The sequence below is a fragment of the Devosia sp. XK-2 genome (assembly GCF_037113415.1).
Lineage (GTDB): Bacteria > Pseudomonadota > Alphaproteobacteria > Rhizobiales > Devosiaceae > Devosia.
This window is the reverse complement of the sequence record NZ_CP146608.1, coordinates 2,664,858-2,683,920: the sequence shown is the minus strand read 5'-3', so window position 1 is coordinate 2,683,920 and position 19,063 is coordinate 2,664,858. Positions and strand designations below refer to the sequence as shown.

25 protein-coding genes are annotated in these 19,063 nt (G+C 61.3%); 15 read left to right on the top strand and 10 right to left on the bottom strand.

Annotated elements, in window-relative coordinates:
- The first annotated feature begins 39 nt into the window (after positions 1-39).
- The 6 genes from V8Z65_RS13205 to V8Z65_RS13180 are packed head-to-tail and all read left to right on the top strand — an operon-like array spanning position 40 to position 4,540.
- Positions 40-567, top strand: a complete 528-nt coding sequence (locus V8Z65_RS13205) for a TRAP transporter small permease (RefSeq protein ID WP_338720614.1) — start codon at positions 40-42, stop codon at positions 565-567.
- 5 nt (positions 568-572) lie between these two features.
- The gene (locus V8Z65_RS13200) at positions 573-1,853 is read left to right on the top strand and encodes a TRAP transporter large permease (protein WP_338720613.1); all 1,281 of its coding nucleotides are present in this window, start codon (positions 573-575) and stop codon (positions 1,851-1,853) included.
- A 4-nt stretch (positions 1,854-1,857) separates the two neighbouring features.
- Positions 1,858-2,598, top strand: a complete 741-nt coding sequence (locus V8Z65_RS13195) for a FadR/GntR family transcriptional regulator (RefSeq protein WP_338720612.1) — start codon at positions 1,858-1,860, stop codon at positions 2,596-2,598.
- A 9-nt stretch (positions 2,599-2,607) separates the two neighbouring features.
- On the top strand, positions 2,608-3,438 hold the full coding sequence (kduI, locus tag V8Z65_RS13190; protein ID WP_338720611.1) for a 5-dehydro-4-deoxy-D-glucuronate isomerase: 831 nt from the start codon (positions 2,608-2,610) through the stop codon (positions 3,436-3,438).
- Positions 3,438-4,199: a 2-dehydro-3-deoxy-D-gluconate 5-dehydrogenase KduD gene (gene kduD, locus V8Z65_RS13185; protein WP_338720610.1), complete on the top strand. Its 762-nt coding sequence runs from the start codon at positions 3,438-3,440 to the stop codon at positions 4,197-4,199. The genes kduI and kduD overlap by 1 nt, the downstream gene beginning before the upstream one ends.
- Positions 4,200-4,204: 5 nt before the next feature.
- Positions 4,205-4,540, top strand: coding sequence for a cupin domain-containing protein (locus V8Z65_RS13180; RefSeq protein WP_338720609.1), 336 nt, complete (start codon positions 4,205-4,207; stop codon positions 4,538-4,540).
- Here V8Z65_RS13180 and V8Z65_RS13175 read toward each other — a convergent pair.
- Positions 4,537-5,157, bottom strand: a complete 621-nt coding sequence (locus V8Z65_RS13175) for a hypothetical protein (protein WP_338720608.1) — start codon at positions 5,155-5,157, stop codon at positions 4,537-4,539. The genes V8Z65_RS13180 and V8Z65_RS13175 overlap by 4 nt on opposite strands.
- A gap of 91 nt (positions 5,158-5,248) precedes the next feature.
- Here V8Z65_RS13175 and V8Z65_RS13170 point away from each other — a divergent pair, with 91 nt between their 5' ends.
- Genes V8Z65_RS13170 through uxuA form a run of 3 tightly spaced genes read left to right on the top strand, consistent with a single transcriptional unit; the run spans position 5,249 to position 7,490 of the window.
- Positions 5,249-5,866 (top strand): trimeric intracellular cation channel family protein, encoded by a 618-nt coding sequence (locus tag V8Z65_RS13170; RefSeq protein WP_338720607.1) that lies wholly within the window; start codon positions 5,249-5,251, stop codon positions 5,864-5,866.
- Positions 5,863-6,210, top strand: coding sequence for a DUF4326 domain-containing protein (locus V8Z65_RS13165; RefSeq protein WP_338720606.1), 348 nt, complete (start codon positions 5,863-5,865; stop codon positions 6,208-6,210). Before V8Z65_RS13170 ends, V8Z65_RS13165 begins: the two co-directional genes overlap by 4 nt.
- Positions 6,211-6,269: 59 nt before the next feature.
- Positions 6,270-7,490, top strand: a complete 1,221-nt coding sequence (gene uxuA, locus V8Z65_RS13160; RefSeq protein WP_338720605.1) for a mannonate dehydratase — start codon at positions 6,270-6,272, stop codon at positions 7,488-7,490.
- A 78-nt stretch (positions 7,491-7,568) separates the two neighbouring features.
- On the opposite strand, the gene V8Z65_RS13155 is transcribed toward uxuA, so the two are convergent.
- From V8Z65_RS13155 to V8Z65_RS13135, 5 genes are all read right to left on the bottom strand, one after another.
- A complete protein-coding gene (locus V8Z65_RS13155; RefSeq protein WP_338720604.1) occupies positions 7,569-8,708 on the bottom strand; it encodes a succinylglutamate desuccinylase/aspartoacylase family protein in 1,140 nt (379 codons plus the stop codon).
- Between the two features lie 4 nt (positions 8,709-8,712).
- The gene (locus V8Z65_RS13150) at positions 8,713-9,447 is read right to left on the bottom strand and encodes an ABC transporter permease subunit (protein WP_338720603.1); all 735 of its coding nucleotides are present in this window, start codon (positions 9,445-9,447) and stop codon (positions 8,713-8,715) included.
- Complete coding sequence (locus V8Z65_RS13145) at positions 9,447-10,259, bottom strand: ABC transporter permease subunit (protein ID WP_338720602.1); 813 nt, start codon at positions 10,257-10,259, stop codon at positions 9,447-9,449. Before V8Z65_RS13145 ends, V8Z65_RS13150 begins: the two co-directional genes overlap by 1 nt.
- A gap of 61 nt (positions 10,260-10,320) precedes the next feature.
- Entirely contained in the window at positions 10,321-11,073 is a 753-nt protein-coding gene (locus tag V8Z65_RS13140) for a transporter substrate-binding domain-containing protein (RefSeq protein ID WP_338720601.1), read from the bottom strand.
- A 67-nt stretch (positions 11,074-11,140) separates the two neighbouring features.
- The gene (locus V8Z65_RS13135) at positions 11,141-11,938 is read right to left on the bottom strand and encodes an amino acid ABC transporter ATP-binding protein (protein WP_338720600.1); all 798 of its coding nucleotides are present in this window, start codon (positions 11,936-11,938) and stop codon (positions 11,141-11,143) included.
- A gap of 152 nt (positions 11,939-12,090) precedes the next feature.
- On the opposite strand from V8Z65_RS13135, the gene V8Z65_RS13130 reads away from it, so the two are divergent.
- Positions 12,091-12,882 carry a YdcF family protein gene (locus V8Z65_RS13130; protein WP_338720599.1) on the top strand — a complete coding sequence of 264 codons (792 nt, stop codon included), beginning with the start codon at positions 12,091-12,093 and terminating at the stop codon, positions 12,880-12,882.
- 58 nt (positions 12,883-12,940) lie between these two features.
- Here the strand turns inward: V8Z65_RS13130 and V8Z65_RS13125 are convergent, their stop codons facing one another.
- Together V8Z65_RS13125 and V8Z65_RS13120 are read right to left on the bottom strand one after the other, a co-directional pair.
- Complete coding sequence (locus tag V8Z65_RS13125; protein ID WP_338720598.1) at positions 12,941-13,105, bottom strand: DUF1328 domain-containing protein; 165 nt, start codon at positions 13,103-13,105, stop codon at positions 12,941-12,943.
- A gap of 116 nt (positions 13,106-13,221) precedes the next feature.
- Positions 13,222-14,016, bottom strand: coding sequence for a response regulator (locus V8Z65_RS13120; RefSeq protein WP_338720597.1), 795 nt, complete (start codon positions 14,014-14,016; stop codon positions 13,222-13,224).
- Between the two features lie 161 nt (positions 14,017-14,177).
- Here V8Z65_RS13120 and V8Z65_RS13115 point away from each other — a divergent pair, with 161 nt between their 5' ends.
- Positions 14,178-14,399 (top strand): NepR family anti-sigma factor, encoded by a 222-nt coding sequence (locus V8Z65_RS13115; protein ID WP_338720596.1) that lies wholly within the window; start codon positions 14,178-14,180, stop codon positions 14,397-14,399.
- A 4-nt stretch (positions 14,400-14,403) separates the two neighbouring features.
- Positions 14,404-14,958 (top strand): RNA polymerase sigma factor, encoded by a 555-nt coding sequence (locus V8Z65_RS13110; protein WP_338720595.1) that lies wholly within the window; start codon positions 14,404-14,406, stop codon positions 14,956-14,958.
- Here V8Z65_RS13110 and V8Z65_RS13105 read toward each other — a convergent pair.
- A complete protein-coding gene (locus V8Z65_RS13105) occupies positions 14,946-15,314 on the bottom strand; it encodes a hypothetical protein (protein WP_338720594.1) in 369 nt (122 codons plus the stop codon). The genes V8Z65_RS13110 and V8Z65_RS13105 overlap by 13 nt on opposite strands.
- A gap of 133 nt (positions 15,315-15,447) precedes the next feature.
- Here V8Z65_RS13105 and V8Z65_RS13100 point away from each other — a divergent pair, with 133 nt between their 5' ends.
- From V8Z65_RS13100 to V8Z65_RS13090, 3 genes are all read left to right on the top strand, one after another.
- The gene (locus V8Z65_RS13100; protein ID WP_338720593.1) at positions 15,448-16,200 is read left to right on the top strand and encodes a Crp/Fnr family transcriptional regulator; all 753 of its coding nucleotides are present in this window, start codon (positions 15,448-15,450) and stop codon (positions 16,198-16,200) included.
- A gap of 79 nt (positions 16,201-16,279) precedes the next feature.
- Complete coding sequence (locus V8Z65_RS13095) at positions 16,280-17,701, top strand: CHASE3 domain-containing protein (protein WP_338720592.1); 1,422 nt, start codon at positions 16,280-16,282, stop codon at positions 17,699-17,701.
- Entirely contained in the window at positions 17,698-18,618 is a 921-nt protein-coding gene (locus V8Z65_RS13090; RefSeq protein ID WP_338720591.1) for a diacylglycerol kinase family protein, read from the top strand. The genes V8Z65_RS13095 and V8Z65_RS13090 overlap by 4 nt, the downstream gene beginning before the upstream one ends.
- Positions 18,619-18,630: 12 nt before the next feature.
- Here the strand turns inward: V8Z65_RS13090 and V8Z65_RS13085 are convergent, their stop codons facing one another.
- Complete coding sequence (locus tag V8Z65_RS13085; RefSeq protein ID WP_338720590.1) at positions 18,631-19,062, bottom strand: hypothetical protein; 432 nt, start codon at positions 19,060-19,062, stop codon at positions 18,631-18,633.
- Position 19,063: the final 1 nt, after the last annotated feature.

The following is a 19,063-nucleotide window of genomic DNA, read 5'->3' as shown; positions in this document are numbered from 1 at the left end:
TTGCGGCCGGCCCGGGCTCTTATCTGGGAGAATGAGCCGATGAAAAACGGGCTCCTGGCAGCTAGCCGCGTGTTTGGCGCGATATCGACTGCCGCTCTTTGGCTTGCGGGAACAGGCCTGGTCGTCATGACCATCGTTGTCGCCTATCAGGTTTTCATGCGCTATGTGATCAATGCCTCGCCGCCATGGACGGAAGGCGCCTCGATCATGATCATGAGCTGGTTCATTTTCCTGGGCGCCGCGGTCGGCGTGCGCGAGAAGTTCCATATGGGCTTCGATGTGCTGCTCTATGCGCTGCCCAATAGTGCCAAGCCCTGGCTGCGCGGTATCAGCGACATTGCCATTTTTGCCTTCGCTTTCGGCATGGTCTGGTATGGGCTGGAACTGGCCATTCGGGGCTGGGGCGTACGCATCCCCGTGCTCGGCCTGCCGCAGACCTTCACCTATCTTCCCATCGTGGTGTCCGGCGTTCTGATCTGCCTGTTCATTGCCGAGCGCATGGCTTTGAGGCTTGCCGGTGAACCGGTCGATGCCGAAACCACCGAACACGCCGTCAACGAGGCCTAGGCAAAATGGAATACTGGATTCTCTTCGGCACGTTTGGCCTGCTCATGGTGGTGGGCACGCCTATCGCCTTTTCCCTCGGCATTGCCAGCTTTGCCACCATCGTCTATCTGGGCCGGCCGCCTGTGGTGGTGTTCCAGCAGCTCAATTCGGGCGTCTCGCCCTTTACGCTCCTGGCCATTCCGTTCTTCATCTTCGCCGGCGACCTGATGATGCGCGGCGGCATTGCGGCGCGGATCATCGCCTTTGCCGGGGCGGTCGTGGGCCATATCCGGGGCGGATTGGGCCAGGTCAATGTGGTGGCCTCCACCCTTTTCGGTGGAATCTCGGGCTCGGCTGTTGCCGAGGCGGCCGCGGTGGGCGGCATCATGATCCCGCAGATGAAGGCCCGTGGCTATGGTGCCGATTATGCAGTCAATGTCACCTCAATGGCGGCGCTGATTGCGCTGCTGCTGCCGCCCAGCCACAATATGATCATCTATTCGCTGTCCGGTGGCGGCCGTATCTCGATTGCCGATCTGTTCACCGCCGGCGTCATTCCGGGCCTGCTGCTGGCCCTGGCGCTGATGTTCACCGCCTATGTGGTTGCGCGCCGCCGCGGCTATCCGACCGAGCCGTTTCCGGGGTTCAGCAAGGCCCTGCAATATTTCCTGATTTCCATCCCGGGCCTGTTGCTCATTGCCATTATCTTCGGCGGTGTGCGCTCGGGCATCTTCACGGCCACGGAAAGCTCGTGCATTGCGGTGATCTACGCGTTCCTGGTGACGCTGCTGGTCTATCGCACGATGAACTGGTCCAATTTCGTCCATTGCGTGACTGGCGCGGTGCGGACCACAGCCATGGTGCTGTTCATCATCGGCGCGGCCGCCTCGTTCGGCTGGTTGATGGCCTATCTCAAGGTGGCGCCAATCCTGACCGAGTTTGTCGGCCAGCTCACGTCCGACCCGCTGATGGTGCTGCTGCTGATCAATGTGCTCCTGCTGATATTGGGCACCTTTATGGATATGGGGCCGCTGATCATCATCACCACTCCCATTTTCCTGCCCATGGTCACCAGCTTCGGCGTCGACCCGGTGCATTTCGGGGTGATCATGATCCTCAATCTGGGCATTGGCCTTAATACGCCGCCGCTGGGACCGGTGCAGTTCGTGGCTGCCGCCGTGGGCAAGATCTCGATCTGGGCTGCCATGCGCAGCGTCTGGCCGTTCTATCTGGCGGGCATTCTGGTGCTGGCACTGGTCACCTATATTCCCGCCTTGTCGCTGTGGCTGCCGGGCGTGTTTCGGTGATGCCATGTCCGTGACTGGTTTTTCCCTTCCCAACCGCAAGCCAAAACTGGCTGAAATGGTCGTCGATGCGCTGCGCAAGCGCATCGGCGCGGGGGAATTCGGCCCGGGCGAAAAGCTGCCGACCGAGAGCCAGTTGACCACCACATTCGGGGTCAGCCGCACGGTGGTGCGCGAGGCGATTGCCGCGCTTGCCGCCGATGGCATGGTGCAGCCGCGCCAGGGTGCCGGCGTCTTCGTGATGGCGCAGGCGAGTTCGACGTTCAGCACCATTGCGGGCGAGGGCTCGAACAAGATTTCCGTCGCACTCAATGTGCTCGAAGTGCGCATGGGGATTGAAATCGAATCTGCCGGTCTTGCGGCAGAGCGGCATAGTGCCAGCCAGGTGGCCGCCATTCACGAGGCGTGGAATGAATTCGGCCGGCTCCTGGCCGAGGGCAATCCCACCGGCAAAACGGATTTCGCCTTTCACCGGGCCATCGCTGCGGCCACCAATAATCCCTTCTATCTTGAAGTGCTCGATGCGCTGGGCAGCCGTACCATACCTTGCGATGTCGCTTCGCCATGGGGGACCGAAAGCGTGTTGACCCATGATTATCAGGCGGGATTGCACGAAGAACACCGGCGCATTTTGAACGCGATTGCGGCCCGCAACGCCGATGGCGCGCGCGAAGCCATGCGCGATCACCTTTCGCGTAGCCAGGAGCGGTATCGGGCCCGCCTGGCGGAACAAAGCCTCAAAAAGTAGGACATTTTCATGAGTACCGATTTCGACATTCGCTTTGCTATCGACCCTTCCGCGGCCGCGGCCATGGGCACGGACGAATTGCGGGAGAATTTCCTGATCGACGACCTGTTTGCCGCCGGCGAGGTGCGCTGGACCTATACCCATTATGACCGCATGGCGGTGGGTGGGGCCGTTCCCAATGGTGGCGCGCTCAAACTCGATGCCATCAAGCCGACCGGCACGGCCAATTTCCTCGACCGGCGGGAGATGATTGCGGTCAATATCGGTGAGGCGGGCACGATTTCTGCCGATGGGGCCGATCATGCCGTTGGGCCGCGCGACATGCTCTATATCGGCATGGGCGCAAAGGATGTGCTTTTTGCCGGCGAGGGCGCCAAGTTCTATCTGCTGAGCGCGCCAGCGCATGCCAGCTATCGAACGACGCTGCTGCAAAAGAGCAATGCCAAGCGGCTGGATCTGGGCAGCAATGAAACCGCCAATGAGCGTTCGATCTTCCAATATGTGAATGCGGACAGTGTCAAAACCTGCCAGCTCGTGGTGGGGCTGACCCAGTTTGCGCCGGGTTCGGTGTGGAACACCATGCCCGCCCATGTGCATGACCGCCGCATGGAGGCCTATCTCTATTTCGATCTCAAGCCGGACGCCTTCGTGGTGCACCTAATGGGTGAGCCGGATGAGAGCCGCCACCTGATTGTGCGCAACGAGCAGGCGATCCTCTCCCCGCCATGGTCGATCCATTGCGGTGCGGGCACCGGCGCCTATACCTTCATCTGGGCCATGGCCGGTGACAATGTCGACTACACCGATGTCGAGAAAGTCGAAATGACGGATCTGCGCTGATGGATCTCAGCGCTTTTTCCCTTGCGGGCAAGACCGTGATGGTCACCGGCGCCAATACCGGCATCGGTCAGGGCATTGCCCTCAGCATCGGTCGGGCCGGCGGCAAGGTCATCGGAGTGGGCCGCTCGCCCATGGATGAGACCGTCGCTCAAATGGCCACTATTGGCGCCGAGCTGATCGCCGTGCAGGCCGATCTCGGCTCGACCCGCGATGCGCAGGTCATGTTCGACGCGGTCTGGGACAAGCACGGCCCAATCGACGGGCTGGTCAACAATGCCGGCATTATCAAGCGGGTGGATGCGCTGGACTTTACCGAGGACGATTGGGACTCGGTGATGGATATCAACCTCAAGACGATGTTTTTCCTTAGCCAGTCCCTGGGGCGGAAGGCCATTGGGGCGGAACGCAATGCCCGGATCGTCAACGTTGCCTCCATGCTGAGTTTTCAGGGCGGCATTCGCGTCGCCAGCTATACGGCGTCAAAAAGTGGGGTGCTGGGCATTACCCGCTTGCTCGCCAATGAATGGGCCGCCAGGGGCATCAATGTGAATGCGGTGGCACCAGGCTATATCGAAACCAATAATACAGAGGCCCTGCGTAACGATCCGAACCGGTCGGCGTCCATTTTGGGGCGCATTCCGGCGGGCCGCTGGGGCGTGCCTTCCGATATTGGTGATGCGGCGGTGTTCCTGCTCGCCCCGGCTTCCAACTACATGCATGGCGCCGTCATTCCGGTCGATGGCGGCTGGCTGGCGAGGTAATCAAAATGACTGAACAGATGTTTTTTGCGCAGCCCGATGCCACCGGGTGGACCGAACTGGCCCCCGGCAATACAAGACGGGTGCTGATCCATACTCCGGAGCTGATGCAGGTCGAATTCGGCTTTGAGAAGGGCGCTGTCGGTGCGCCGCATAGCCACCCGCACATCCAGGTCAGCTATGTTATCGAGGGCAGCTTCGAGGTCACGATCGACGGCAAGACCGAAGTGGTCGGACAGGGCGGTAGCTTCATTGTGCCATCGGGCCTGGTTCATGGTGTCGTGGCGCTGGAGAAGGGCCGCCTGGTGGATGTGTTTACGCCCATGCGGCAGGATTTCATCTAGCCGATCTCATCCAGCATCGATGCATAGGCTCCCTCGTGCCGTCCCGCCCAATTGGCCATGCCCGGCTTGGTCAGGCGACCGCGGCAGGGTGGGATAAAGCTATAAATCGAGCGCGCCGGGTCTTGGCGCCATTGCAGGTTGAAGGCCGCGAATTTGGGAAAAAACTCCATGTCGGAATAGGGCAGGTGATCATGTACCCACCAGGCCATGGCCTCCCAATCGCCGGTTCGCTCGTAATAGGGAATGAAGCGGTTGACGACGATGCAGGCGGTGGCGCCCATGCGTCCCTGTTCATCGCGCCGATCCCAGATATGGCCGGCAAAATTCTTCTCATTGGTCGAGCAGTTGAGCTTATGGGCGTTGCCGAAGCCATTGACCTGGGGTGAGCGATAGGCTGAGCGGACCGAAAGACGCCCGAAACGTGCTTGAAGCGGCTCGAGCAGGTCCTCGCACAGGCGCCGTCCCGCCATAATGGCTAGATCGGGGTCGTCCGGCAGGTTGGGAAAGCCATTGATGGCGGCAATCTCGGAATAGAGAAAATCGCGCATGAAGAAGCTGTCGCTCAAGCGGACGCGGCCGAATGCTTCAAGGGCTTGGACAGTGCGAGGTTGGCGCATGGGGCTTGCCTGGGGTAGAGGCGACGGGTCAATCCTGATGGGCTAAGCTCGTCCGGGCAACCCGGTTTCGACGCATCGGAGAAAATGCGCCATGCTGCTCATCGCCTTTTACATCGCCATAACAGTGGAGGCCATGACGGCGGCCCTGGCAGCGGGACGGCGCAATATGGATTGGTTCGGGGTATGTCTGATCGCGTGTGTGACCGCATTGGGTGGGGGCACCCTGCGTGACATTTTGCTCGATCACTACCCGCTGATCTGGGTGAAAAACCCCTATGTTCTGTTGCTGGTTTGCGGGGCGGCGCTGCTGACAATTCCGCTGGCGCGGCTGGTGGATCGGCTGAAATGGCCGTTTCTGCTGCTCGATGCGCTGGGCCTGGTGGTCTTTACCGTTATTGGCTGCAATATCGGCATTGAAGCGGGTGTGCATCCCATCATCGTTATTGTCGCCGGCATGGTCACGGGGACGGCCGGCGGCGTGTTGCGCGATGTGTTGTGCAACGATATCCCACTGATCTTTCAGGGCGAGCTTTATGCGACGGTCTCGCTGGTGACCGGGACGATCTATTATCTGGGCCTTGTCAACGAGATGCCGGGCGACCTGATGGTGCTGGTCGGCATTGCCAGCGGCTTTACGCTGCGCGTTCTGGCTTTGGTGCTAAAGTGGGAAATGCCCAAATTCGTCTATGATAGGAATATGCGCAAATGAGACCAGCTCGAATTGTGCTTTCGCGGCGGGCGGGTTTTGACCTGCAGGCGACCTCCCAGGCGCTCAACGGATTACCGGCCCAATCTGTCGCGCGGCCGGGGCCCTGGGGCAATCCCTTCACCATTGCCGCCGTGATGGCGGAGACCGGCCTTGGCAAGGATGCGGCGCAGGCCGAGGCCGTGGCGCGCCATGCGCGTTGGATGGCGGGTGAAATCGACGCGGATCGCCCGCGTCCGTCACACGCCGATATTCGACACGCGCTGGGCGGCAAAAACCTGGCTTGCTGGTGCCGGGCGGGCACCCCATGCCACGTCGATACGCTCATCGCGCTGGCCAATGATTGAGGCTTCCGAAGCAGGTCCAGATGTGGCATTGAACTTCCATACAAGAGAGGAGTTTTGACTTGCGACAGACGTGGCGGTGGTTCGGCCCCAAGGACCTCACCAGCATAGACGATATTACCCAGGCCGGCGCCGCGGGCGTCGTGAGTGCGCTGCACCATGTGCCCAATGGTGTGGTCTGGACCCAAGAGGAAATCGCCAAGCGTCACAGCGAGATTGCCACCCGCAAGGACGGGTCGGCGTCGGGCCTGACCTGGGATGTGGTGGAAAGCCTGCCGGTCAGCGAGGATATCAAGAAGCAGAAGGGCGACTGGCGCGAGCATATCGCCAATTACAAGATTTCGATGAAGCATCTGGCAGAGAGCGGCATCGAGACCATTTGCTACAATTTCATGCCGGTATTGGATTGGACACGCACGGATCTCAGGTGGACGGTGCCCAATGGCGGCTCCTGCATGCGCTTCGATATCAATGATTTCGCGGCGTTCGACATTCATATCCTCAAGCGCCCGGGGGCGGCGGTCGATTTCACCAATGCCATTGCCGATGAAGCGGCACGGCGTTTCGTCGCCATGAGCGAGGACGACAAGACGCAGCTGGCCCGCAATGTCACCATGGGTCTGCCGGGTTCGACCGAATCCATGACACTGACTGACGTGCAGGCCCATCTTGACGAATATGGCGCGATCAGCCGCGAGCAGTTGCGCGAGCATTTCGTCAATTTCCTCGAAGAGGTGGTGCCGGTGGCCGAAGATCTCGGCCTCAGGCTCTGCTGCCACCCTGACGACCCGCCATTCGCACTTCTGGGCCTGCCGCGTATCATGTCGACCGAGGCGGACTACAGGTACATTCTCGACGCCGTTGACAGCCCCGCCAATGGCATGACGCTGTGTTCCGGTTCGCTGGGGGCGCGGCCGGACAATGACCTGCCCGGCATGATGGAGCGCTTCGGCCCCAAGGTGCATTTCCTGCACCTGCGCAATGTGAAACGCGATGGCCAAGACATTGCCGGATCGTTCTATGAGGCGGAGCATCTAGGCGGCGACACCGATATGGTGGCTCTAATCGCCGCTATTCTGACCGAGGAGCGCCGCCGCAAGGCCGAGGGGCGCAGGGATTGGGAAATCCCCATGCGCCCGGACCATGGCCAGGATATTCTTGACGACCTGGGTCGACGCTCCCAGCCGGGCTATCCCACCATTGGCCGTATGAAGGGGCTCGCCGAACTGCGCGGTGTCATGACTGCGCTTGAGCATGCGCAATGGGGATTGACGGGGCGCTGAGCGTGGGGTGAATACTTGTCGGCAATAACGCGAAGCTGAACCCCTCAACTGGCCCGCCGCGGTCTGACTAACTGGACGTCAGTCCTCAAGCAGATAGCCGCCGGCGCGCATGGGCAGGATTTCGGTGCCCACGATTTTGGCCACAGAGGCCCCGGCCACGACATATTTGGCGCTGGCGCGGGAGAGGATGAACCCATCTGTTCCTGCGTGCAGCGGTGTGCGGGCCAGGAAGGCATCCGGGCCATCCATGGCGATGATGTCGACCACGATGTCACCCTTTTTGACCCGGTCGCCGAGGGCAACGCGGTAGGCCAATAGGCCCGGCCGGTCGGCCCGCAGCACTTCTGTAGCCTCGAAAGGAGTGGGGCCGGGGGCGGGTGTGGCTGGCTCGGGCGTGGCAACGATCAGGTCGCGGCCGGCGAAGAAATCGAACAGCCCTTGCGCATCTTCACGGCCAATAGCGTCGTGAGTGTCCGCCTGGCCGCGATATTCCAGCGTCGCGGTTTCGGCGCCCATGGGTATGGGAAGGTCTGGATTGGCGCGCTGGGCCTTGCGGTAGAGATTGGGCAGCACCTCGTCGAAGGAGCCACCGCCACTGTCTTCGGCGGTCAGGGTTGCGGCCGCCTGCATGCGATCGGCCAGGTCCTGCAGGCCGGGCATGAGGTCGGGCGAGGTGAAGATGTGTTTCAGGCTCTCATCGTCGCAGTGCAGGTCGAGCATGATATCTGCGTCATGGGCGGATTTGAGGATCAGCAGGCGGAGCCGCTGTGCCGCCGTGGCCGGTTGCTGCTGGTCGATCCATGCCCCCACGGCGCCGCGAATGGTTCGCAGGTTCTCGGCCGGATCGCCGGTCAGCTTTCCCGCAATATCCCCGGCAATCGCCGGGTAGAGATCAGGCCAGCGGCGATTGAAATTGACGCCGGTCTCAAGATCATAGCGGCCGATATGGCGGCGCAATAGGCGGGTCGCCAGGCCCAGCGGGTTGACCGAAGGAAAGACGACAAAGCGCGCGTTGAGCTTTGCGGCGGCATCGGCATCGCGCAGCATGGGCAGCAGGTGATGCAGCGCCATGGTGCCCGGCTGTTCGTCGGCGTGAAGCGCGGCCTGCAGATGCACTTTGGTCGGGGCATCTTCGGGCCCGGCGGTGTACCAGTAAAGTGTGGTCGTCTGGCCCGGAGCGTCCCCGGTGAGCACGCTCGAATGCTGCTGGAAAGTCATTGTCTTAGCGGAACCATTTAGGGACGTAGCGCAGGCCGGGCTGCGGTGGCAGATGGCGCATCAGCCGCTGATAGACCAGCCCGAACAGGAAGAAAACCACCAGCGAGACCGCGAGAAAATAGAGTGCCGCCACGGAAAAATGCAGGAAGGCATTATAATCGCGCTCGAACAGGGTCTTGGCGGTGATCATCAGGTCGGCCTGCGGCCCGATCACGGGCAGGGCGAAATAGATGAGGGCCGTGCAGTGGAAGAGAAAAATGACTTCATTGGTATAGGCCGGCCAGGCGAGACGGATGAGGTTGGGCCAGACCACCCGACGGAATTGCTGGCTGCGGCTCATGCCATAGGCCCTGGCGGCCTCCACGGCGCCGCGCGGCACGGCCCGCAGCGCCCCATAGAAGATCTCGGCCGTGTAGGCAGCGGTGTTGAGCACCAGCACGAGCGGCCCCACGAAAAGCGGGTGCAGGACAAAGCCGGAAATACCCAGAGGCCGCCAGACGCTGATATTGAGCGACAGCGCCAGAGAATAGAACATAAAAAGCTGGATGAAGAGCGGTGAGCCGCGGAAAGCGTAGATATAGCCACGCGACAACCGGTTGATCAGCGGGTTGGACGAGGCCTTGCCCAGCGCCAGAAAGACGGCGAAGACGAAGCCGAGCGGGATCGAGGCCGCGGCGAAATAGATGTTGAACATCACCGCCGGGGCCATGATGGCCAGATCGTTGAAGAACCCCTGCATCAGGCCGGTACCTCGGAAAGAATGCCGCGCCCGGCGCGGCGCATGATGGCCTCGAAGGCGCGCTCGGACAGCCAGGTCACCAGGATATAGAAAACGAAAAGCACCAGGTAATAGCGCCAGCGCCAGTCGTCATGGACCAGGCCGACTGCGGGCAGGAAATTGGGTGCTCCGAGACGATCGGCCCAAAGCACGATATCGGCGATCTGCAGCAGCGAGAGCAGCGAGGTCGCCTTGATGATCAACATCCAGACATTGGAGAGGCCGGGTAGGGCGTAGACCCACATCTGCCGGATGTGGACACGCCAGAGCACCTGGCTTGCGCTCATGCCATAGGCGCGCGCCGCCTCGAGCTGTCCGGCCGGTACGGCGCGCATGGCGCCGTGAATGACATTGGTGGCAAAGGCGCCATAGACGAGGCCGAGCGAGACGCTGGCTAATAGCAGATATTCGGTCGTGCCCAGGAACCAGTTGGCATCCCGGCAAGGCGGCCACAGCGCGGTCTGGGCCGCGATGGCTTCGGGTGAACAGACCTGGGTTGCGACCAACCACTCCACGCCCTGCTCGAAGGCGAGCGGGAAAAACAGGAAGAACAGCACATCGGGCACGCCGCGGACGATGGACGAATAGATCGAGCCGATCAGGCGCAGTACAAAGAAGCGCGAATTCTTGAGCGTTGCGCCGGTCAGCCCGAAGACCACCGCCAACGCGCCGCCGAGAAGGGCGGCATAGACCGTGAACTGAAAGCTGGCATACCAGGTCAGGTGCTTGCCATTAGTGATGTAGCTGAGCCAGTAGGTCAGGTCTTCGATCATGCCGCCAGTCCGCGGTTGCGCCTCCCCCGGTGGAACCGGGAGAGGCCGGATAGGTCAGAAATTATTCGGCGAAGTAGGGGCCCTTGCCGTCGAACCACTGCGCGATCAGCGCGTCGACGGTGCCGTCTGCCTTGAGCGTGGCCAAAGCGGCGTCGATCTTGCCCTTGAGTTCACCGTCTTCCTTGCGGATACCAGCGCCCACGCCCGAACCGATCATGACGTCTTCGCCGACAAACTCGATGGCGCCATTGGAGGCGTCAACCACTGGCTCGAGATAGGCGCCATCGGCCAGGATGGTGTCGAGATTGCCCGCGGCAAGGTCGGCCATGGCCTGGTCGGCAGTGGAGAACGCGACAATGGTATTAGCGCCGCCCAGATTTTCTTCGGCATAGGCCGCCTGGATGGTGCCGCCCTGCACGCCGACGCGGGCGCCCGAGAGCATGGCAAAATCGAGGTTGGCGCCAGCGGTGGCGACAAATTTGGACGGGTCGGGCGGGAAGTAGTTGTCCGAGAAGTCGATGGTCTCGAGGCGCTCCTCAGTGATCGACATGCCGGCCATGATCAGGTCGTAATTGCCCGCGAGCAGGTTCGGGATGATGGAATCCCAGTCATTGATGACCCATTGGCAGGAGAGGCCGGCGGTCTCGCAGATGGCATTGCCCAGATCGATCTCGAAGCCGGCTGGTTCGCCCGCGTCATTGAGGAAGTTCCAGGGGGCGTAAGCGCCTTCGGTAGCAATGCGCACAGTGTCCTGCGCCAAGGCAGGGGTGCCCAGCGCCAGAACAGCGGCGGCTGCCAACATCATCTTCTTCATGGTCGTTCTCCGTATGATTGTTCGTCTAGTGGTGGCGCCCGGTTTTCCGGGTCGTTTTCCATGCGTGTCAGCTATGGCTGGCGGCATTGAGAAATTGCTTCAGGCGGGCCGATTTGGTGGCGCCGAAGACCTCTTCGGGCGACCCCTCCTCCTCAATGAGGCCCCGATGCAGGAAGATCACGCGGTCCGAAACCGAGCGGGCAAATTCCATGTCATGAGTGACCAACACCATGGTGCGGCCTTCGTCGGCCAACAGCTTGATGACGCGCAACACCTCGACTTCCAGTTCGGGGTCGAGTGCGGAGGTGGGTTCGTCAAACAGCATGACGCGGGGATTGATGCAAAGCGCCCGGGCAATGGCGGCCCGCTGCTGCTGGCCACCGGACAATTGGGCGGGATAGGCATCGGCCTTGGCGCCGATCCCAACCTTTTCCAGCATGGCGCGGGCCTCGGCCTCGACCTCGGGCCGGGCGCGCTTCTGCACGATCAGTGGCGCTTCCATGACGTTTTCCAGCACCGTCATATGCGCCCAGAGATTGAAGGACTGGAACACCATGCCTAATTCGGAGCGGATGCGGCGGATCTGGTGCTCGTCGCCAATGCTGCGGCCCTGGCCATTGCCCTTGAGGCTGATCATCTCGCCGTCGATCAGGACGTCGCCGCTATCGGGAATTTCGAGCATGTTGATGCAGCGCAGCAGCGTGGACTTGCCTGATCCGGACGACCCGATGAGTGAGACGACCTGCCCCTCGCGCGCGGTAAAGGAAATGCCCTTGAGCACTTCCAGGGCTCCAAAGGACTTGTGAAGGTCGCGCAGTTCTACAACCGGCGATGGCTCCGCTTTTGCGGGCGCTGCCTGCTTCATGCTCACCATTGGTCCGTAACGGACGCTTCCTGACTGGCGACTGCCTTATTATTTCGCTGGCAATCTTGACCGTCTGGTAGAAAACCAGAAGCTTGTGAGATAGCAAGCGAAAAAGCGGGATTTACCCGCATCCGCGCGAGGTTGTGGGCCGCATGTTCTTTGTTGTTTCCAAACTGTTCTGGCTGGTCGCGCAGCCGGTCAGCATCCTGTTTCTGCTTGTTCTGGCCGGCCTGGTGCTGCTGGTCTTGCGCCGCCGCAGGAGTGCCATTGCCGCCCTGGTGCTGGCGCTGACACTGACGGGGCTGATTGGCTATACAAGCCTGGGCTACGTCGCTATCGGACCGCTGGAGAACCGGTTTGCCGTGCCGGCAACGCCACCCGATAACGTTGGCGCCATTATCATGCTCGGTGGCGCGACCGATTCCCATGTCAGCGCCTTTCGCCAGACCGTTGCTTTCAATAGCGCCGGCGAGCGGTTGACCACGACGCTCTGGTTGGCGCGTCGCTACCCCAACGCCAAGATCGTGCTTTCTGGCGGGGGGGGCTCACTTAGCCCAGAAGCGGAAAGCGAGGCCGAAACCGCCCGGCGCTTTTTTGTGGAACAGGGTGTGGACGAGACCCGCCTGATCCTTGAGGCGCATTCGCGCAATACGATCGAGAATGCTGCCTTTACCCGGGACATTCTGGAGCAAGGCGCTGGCCAGACCGTTCTGGTCACCTCCGCTTTTCATATGCCCCGGTCCGTCGGATTATTCCGGATGCAAGGCATTGATGTGGTTCCCTGGCCCACCGACTTCCGAAGCACGGGGTCGGAAATGTTCGGGCTAGACCTCGCCGATCCGGTCGAAAATCTCGTGACGACTTCGACCGCGATGCGGGAGTGGATTGGCCTCACCGTCTATTGGGCGACCGGGCAGATCGGGACCTGGTTTCCCGCACCTTGAATAAACAAGAGCGGCGCCGTTTGGGGTGCCGCTCTTATGTCGTGCTCTGCGTTTCTGTTTAGGTCCGGCGGAAGAGGCCCACCACCAGCGAGACAACCAGAAACGCCAGGAATAGGAAGAACAGAATCTGCGCAATGCCCGCGGATGCCCCGGCGATGCCGCCAAAGCCAAGAACGCCAGCAATGAGTGCGATGACGAGAAAAACAAGCGCATAGTACAACATGACAAACTCCAAGTTTGGAAACTTGTCTATTAAACGCCTGGTCAGGGAAGCCAGTTCCAAAGTGCAAGAAAAAGGCCGGCTTGCGCCGACCTTTAATTTTTGAACCTTTTGAACGATCAGGCCGCAGCTCTTGATCCTTCGTCAAAGAACAGGGCCTGGCTGATCAGCGCCTTGACCATGTCGGGGTTGAACGGCTTGGTAACCAGGAAAGTGGGTTCGGGACGCTCTCCGGTGAGCAGACGCTCCGGGAAGGCGGTGATAAAAATAACAGGCACCGAATGGGTGTTGAGAATATCGTTGACCGCGTCGATGCCGGAACTGCCGTCGGCAAGCTGAATGTCGGCCAGGATCATGCGCGGCCTGGTCTTGTCGAACAGGTTGACCGCCTCCTTATGGGTACGGGCAATGCTGACCACTTTGTGCCCCAGGCTCTGGACCATCTGTTCGATGTCCATGGCGATCAGGGGCTCATCCTCGATGATCATGATCTCGGTGGCGACCTGGCGGGAGATTTCGGTCGAGGCTTCGTCGAGCAGGCCGGCGAATTCTTCCTCGCTCATCGACAGAATCTCGGCGCCCTGGGCGTGACTGAACCCTTCGACCGCCACAAGCAGGAAGGCCTGGCGCGGCAGCGGGGCGAGGTTGGCCAGATTGGCGGCGGCGCGCTGTTCCCAGGCGAAGCCTGAAGCGGGCTGGGGCACGTTCACGGCAGTCGAGGAGAATAGTGCGGAGAACAGTTTATAAAGCGCAATGCGGTCTGTGCTGGCCTCGGGGAATAGGGAGATGTCGGCAATCAGAGCTTCAAGGGTGGCGGCGACATAGGCATCGCCGGAGGTCTGCGAACCTGTAACGGCGCGAGAAAAACGCCGCAGATAGGGCAGATGCGGTGCGATCCGCGTGGACAAGGACATAGACGAAAACTCCCGGGTGACGCTTGTTGTTCTTTACCTCACGAAGGCCCAAAACGTGTTGGGTCAAAGAAAGTTCCAATTGGGCGGGAACTTTTCTCCTGGCTCGCGCATTGGGGCCACGGTACAGCGCGGAAAATTAAGACTGATCGGTCGAATACGGAATGAAAAAGGATAATCTGGTGACCCAGCAACGTGTGCGCATGCAGGCGGGGCGGGCCGATGATGGGCTCGGTCCGACCTCGGATATCGGGTCGCGGCTCCGCGCCCTTTATGGCGCAGTTCAGGACGAAGGCGTGCCTGATCAGCTCCTGGATCTGCTCGAAAAGCTCGATAGCGCGGAAAAGGCTCAGAGTGACAAGTCTGCCGATCGCGGTGGAGAGTAATCGCATGAGCGCCGAGGGAACCTCGTTCAAACGCGAGATGCTCGCGACCTTGCCCAGCCTGCGCGCCTTTGCCGTATCGCTGACCGGCAAGCACGACAAAGCCGACGACCTGGTGCAGGACACCGTGATGAAGGCCTGGGCCAAGCAGTCCAGCTTCGAAATGGGCACCAATATCAAGGCGTGGCTCTTCACCATTCTGCGCAATGAGTTCTATAGCCAGATGCGTAAGCGTGGGCGCGAGGTGCAGGACACCGATGGCGCCTTCACCGAACGGCTGTCCGTGCACCCATCCCAATATGGATCGATGGATCTGGAGGACTTCAAAGCGGCGCTGACCAAGCTTCCCGATGACCAGCGCGAAGCGATCATCCTGATTGGGGCTTCGGGCTTTTCCTATGAAGAAGCGGCGTCGATCTGCGATTGTGCCGTGGGCACGATGAAGAGCCGGGTGAGCCGGGCGCGCACCCGCCTGACCGAACTGCTCAAGATCAGCGGCGAGTCCGATTATGGTCCGGACGCTGTGTCTGCGCAGGTGACGTCCGGCAATCATAGCTTCTGATCGAGACGGGACCGGATGGTCTGGGCCAGATCGGCGTCAGGCAGCGGCTTGATGAGAATGGGTATGCCGGGCAGTTCTGGCAAACCATCGACCAGTCGGCTATCGGCGCTGAGCCCGATGACGGTTACCCCATGCCGCACCAGTTGCAGCGCAAATTCGATCAGGCCGGGCTTGTCGACTTCGATCTCGACGATCGCCAGGGCGAGGATCGACCAGTCCTCCAGCAGGGCGGCGGCCTCGTCAGGGCTCTTGGCCAGAACGACCTCCGACAAGCCCAGGGTCTGGAGGGTATTCTGGATGCCCAGGGCGATGATGAATTCGGTCTCGACGATGAGTATCGCCCCATTACTCGACATTGCTGCGCTTTCCGATGGTGAAGGCCACTGATCGCCCCCAGGGGCAGTTCTGTCATTTAACTTTGACATGCGGGGAACGCGCGCTGAGGCTGCTGCGTTTGGTTTCCAAAAGCTAAAGCGTCAGGCATTTCAATTGAGTCTTGTTCTCCCTTCATCGGGTCGCAGAGTGTCCTGTGAACAATGCCCGTTGCGCGGCCTCCCTGTGTTCCGCGACTTCTCGCCTGGCGAACTCGCATTCGTTTCCAGCTTCAAAGCGGGGGAAATGACCGCGGAGGCAGGCACCACCATTCTGAGCGAAGGCGCGCATAGCGCCCATCTTTTCACCTTGCTGTCAGGTTGGGCATTTCGGTTCAAAATGCTCGATGACGGGCGCCGGCAGATTCTCAACTACATCCTGCCCGGCGATCTGGTTGGCCTGCAGGGCTCGGTGATCGGTGAAATGGAGCACTCGGTGGAGGCCCTTTCCCCGCTGGTCCTATGCGTCTTTCAGCGCGACCAGCTTGACGAACTTTTCCGCAATCATCCCGGACTGGGCTTCGACGTGACCTGGCTGGCCGCGCGCGAGGAGCGCATGCTGGACGATCATCTGCTGAGCCTGGGCCGACGCACCGCCCTGGAGCGCGCGGCCTATCTCCTGGCCTTTCTTCATGAACGGGCCGTTTCGGTCGGGTTAAATGGAGGGCGGGTCACCATTCCGCTGACCCAGCAGCATGTCGCTGATACATTGGGACTGTCCATCGTTCACACGAACAAGACCTTGCGCAAGCTTTCGAACAAGGGTCTCATCCACTGGCAAGGACGGAGTTGCGAGGTACTTGATGCAGTGGAACTGGCACGCATCGCGGGCTGGGAGGGGCCGGGCGAAAGCATGCGCCCGTTGATCTAGCAGTGATGGCCTCAATGCTGCCACCGCCTAAGGTCAATGCTCCACCGGCATCTATCTGTGCCAGCAATGGGGGCGGGCAATGAGCGATCTGGTTGGCCGGTCAAAAATCGCCGATGGACCGCGGCTTTCGCGGCGGGGAACGAGGCGTCTCGCCGTGTGGGTGTCGCTTGGTCTGGTTTGCCTGGCGGCTTTTGCCGCATTGATGCTGATGCAGGGCATCGACCGGCAGCTCAATGACATCACCAAGACCTATGCCGTTCGCAATGCCGCGCGGGAATTGACCCATGCGCTCAGCCAGGCCGAAGCCAGCCAGCGCGGCTTTCTGCTGACGGCCGATCCGCAATTTCTGGAACCCTATCGTGAAGCCGTATCCAGCCTGGACCGCCGTGTCGCAGCGTTGATGGAGATGACGGCGGACGATAGCGGCCAGGCGGCGCGAGTGGCGAGCATTACCGGCGATATCACCAGCAAGATGGCCGAGATGAACCGCACCGTGGAACTGGTAGCGACGCGCCGCAATGCGGAAGCGCAGACCCTGACCGAAACGGGCATGGGCGCGCGGCTGATGGCTGAGGTCAGCAAGACGCTGGAAGATTTCATTGCCGAGGAAGATGCCAAGCTGACCAGCCGCAATGCCCAGATCGACCAGACCCGGACCGGGCTGGTTGGCGCGCTGATCGCGGCTCTGACGGCGGCGGCCATTCTGGCCTATGCCCTGCTGATGCGCAGCCAGAGGCAGGTCAGTGCCCTGGCGCAACGGCATCTGGGCCTGGTCAGCCAGAACGAGGCGCTTGAGGCGGAGATTGCCGAGCGCACCCGCGATATCGAGGAGGCGCGCGCGCATGCCGAGCGCGAAAGGGAGCGCGTCGAGGCGCTGCTTCAGGATACCAATCATCGTATCGGCAATTCGCTGGCCACCGTGTCTTCGCTCCTGGCCCTGCAGGTCATGCGGACGCAGTCCGACGACGTCCGCAATGCGCTGGAAGCGGCGCGGTCACGCGTTCATGCGGTGGCTTCAGCCCATCGCCGGCTGCGGCTTGGCGACGACTTGGAAACGGCCAGTGCGGACGAATTTCTCGCAGCCGTTCTCGAGGACATAGCCGAAACCCAGATCGATAGCGGCCGTGTCCTCGTGCGCAGCGAGCTTGCGCCAATAGAGGTGGGCGCCCGCGATGCCACCACGCTGGGCATTCTTGTCGGCGAATTGGTGACCAATGCGCTCAAACATGCCTTTCCAGGTGACCGCCGCGGCGAAATCCTCGTGACGCTGGCGCGCACCGAAGACGATGTTCCCGCGCTTTCGGTCAAAGACAATGGGGTGGGGATTGCCCCGGACGGGGAGATGGGTGAAACCGGGCTGGGATCGGTGATCGTGCGGCAGCTATCGAGCCAGTTTGGCGGAGAGCCCGAATATCGCGCAGTCGAAAGCGGGGGCCTGGAAGTCACGGTCCTGCTGCCGGAACTGGGTAGTGCGGCACCGGCCCGGGATGACGAAGTTTGAAGTTCCGCGCGATTCTGAACCGGGATGGCGGTACGCTCAGAACAATGGATCTCGACACATTCTGCGCCCGCGCGGAGAAGGTGTTCGCCGACCATGGGCATAGGCTTGAATGCCATGTCGTGGCGGGCAAGGACGTTGAGCGGGAGCTGCGCTTGGCGGCCGATGATCCGGATGCCGAGGCAATGATCGCCGGCGGCGGCGATGGCACCATTTCGGCTGCTGCTGCTGTCGCCTATCGTAGCGGCAAGGCATTGGGCGTATTGCCCGCGGGGACCATGAACCTGTTTGCACGCGCTCTGGGCATGCCGCTCGATCTCGATGGCGCGCTCAGGGCCATAGCGCGGGGCAGCGTGGAACGCGTGGACATCGCCACGGCCAACGGTCGGCCTTTCGTCCATCAGTTTGGCGTCGGCATCCACGCCCGCCTGGTCCGCATCCGCAATGGCATGGCCTATAGCAGCCGGTTGGGCAAGATGCTGGCCAGTTTGCGGGCGATCTTTGCCTCGGCCGTCAACCCACCGCGTTTTGATGTGGAGTTGCACACCAGCAAAGGCGACCGGCAGATGGCCGCAATGGGTGTGGTCGTGTCGAACAATCCGCTCGATGAGAGTCCCGTGCCGGTGGCTCAGATACTCAATTCGGGGCGGTTGGGGGTCTATATCGCCCAGAGCGTGACGACCCGGGAATTGCTGAACCTGGTGCTCGATGTCATGACCGGGCGCTGGCGCGCCAACCCGGCGGTCAGCGAAACCGAAGTGCGCGATCTGGTCCTGCGCTTTCCCAAGCGCAAGAAGGGGACGCATGCGGTAATCGACGGGGAGTTGATCGACCTGGCCTCCAGCGTGACGCTGCAAATTCACCCGCTGGCTTTGCCGGTAATCCGGCCTAATGTTACCGAGACGGTCGGGCGCGCGTGACGCGCAGCCGCATCAGTCTTCTTTTTCATTGTCGCGCAATAGCGCGAAAGCGGCGATGGCCGCCGCGGGCAAACCCCATCGCACCAGCGTGGGCGACTTCGATAGAAGCGGCAACGCGACAAGAGCGGCACTGGAGAGCAGTGCGCCGGTTTCAGCGGAACGCCGCCGCTGCGCAAACTTTCGCTGGCGGCGGCGGCTGGCAATAAATGCACCAATATAGATCGCCAGTGCGAGTGCCAGAAAACCGCCGGCCAGAATGAGGGCGGCCACTATGGCACCGGCCCGTTCGGCCAAAGCCATATAACCAGCGGCAATAAGGAAGCCGGAGGCCACCGCGCTGAATAGGACGATCAGCCCATAGACCAGCAGGTTGGACTTCGCCTTTGCCAGCATTTCTTCAAGTTCCAGCCCAAGCAGGGACGCGAGCTGCGCGAGCACGGTCATG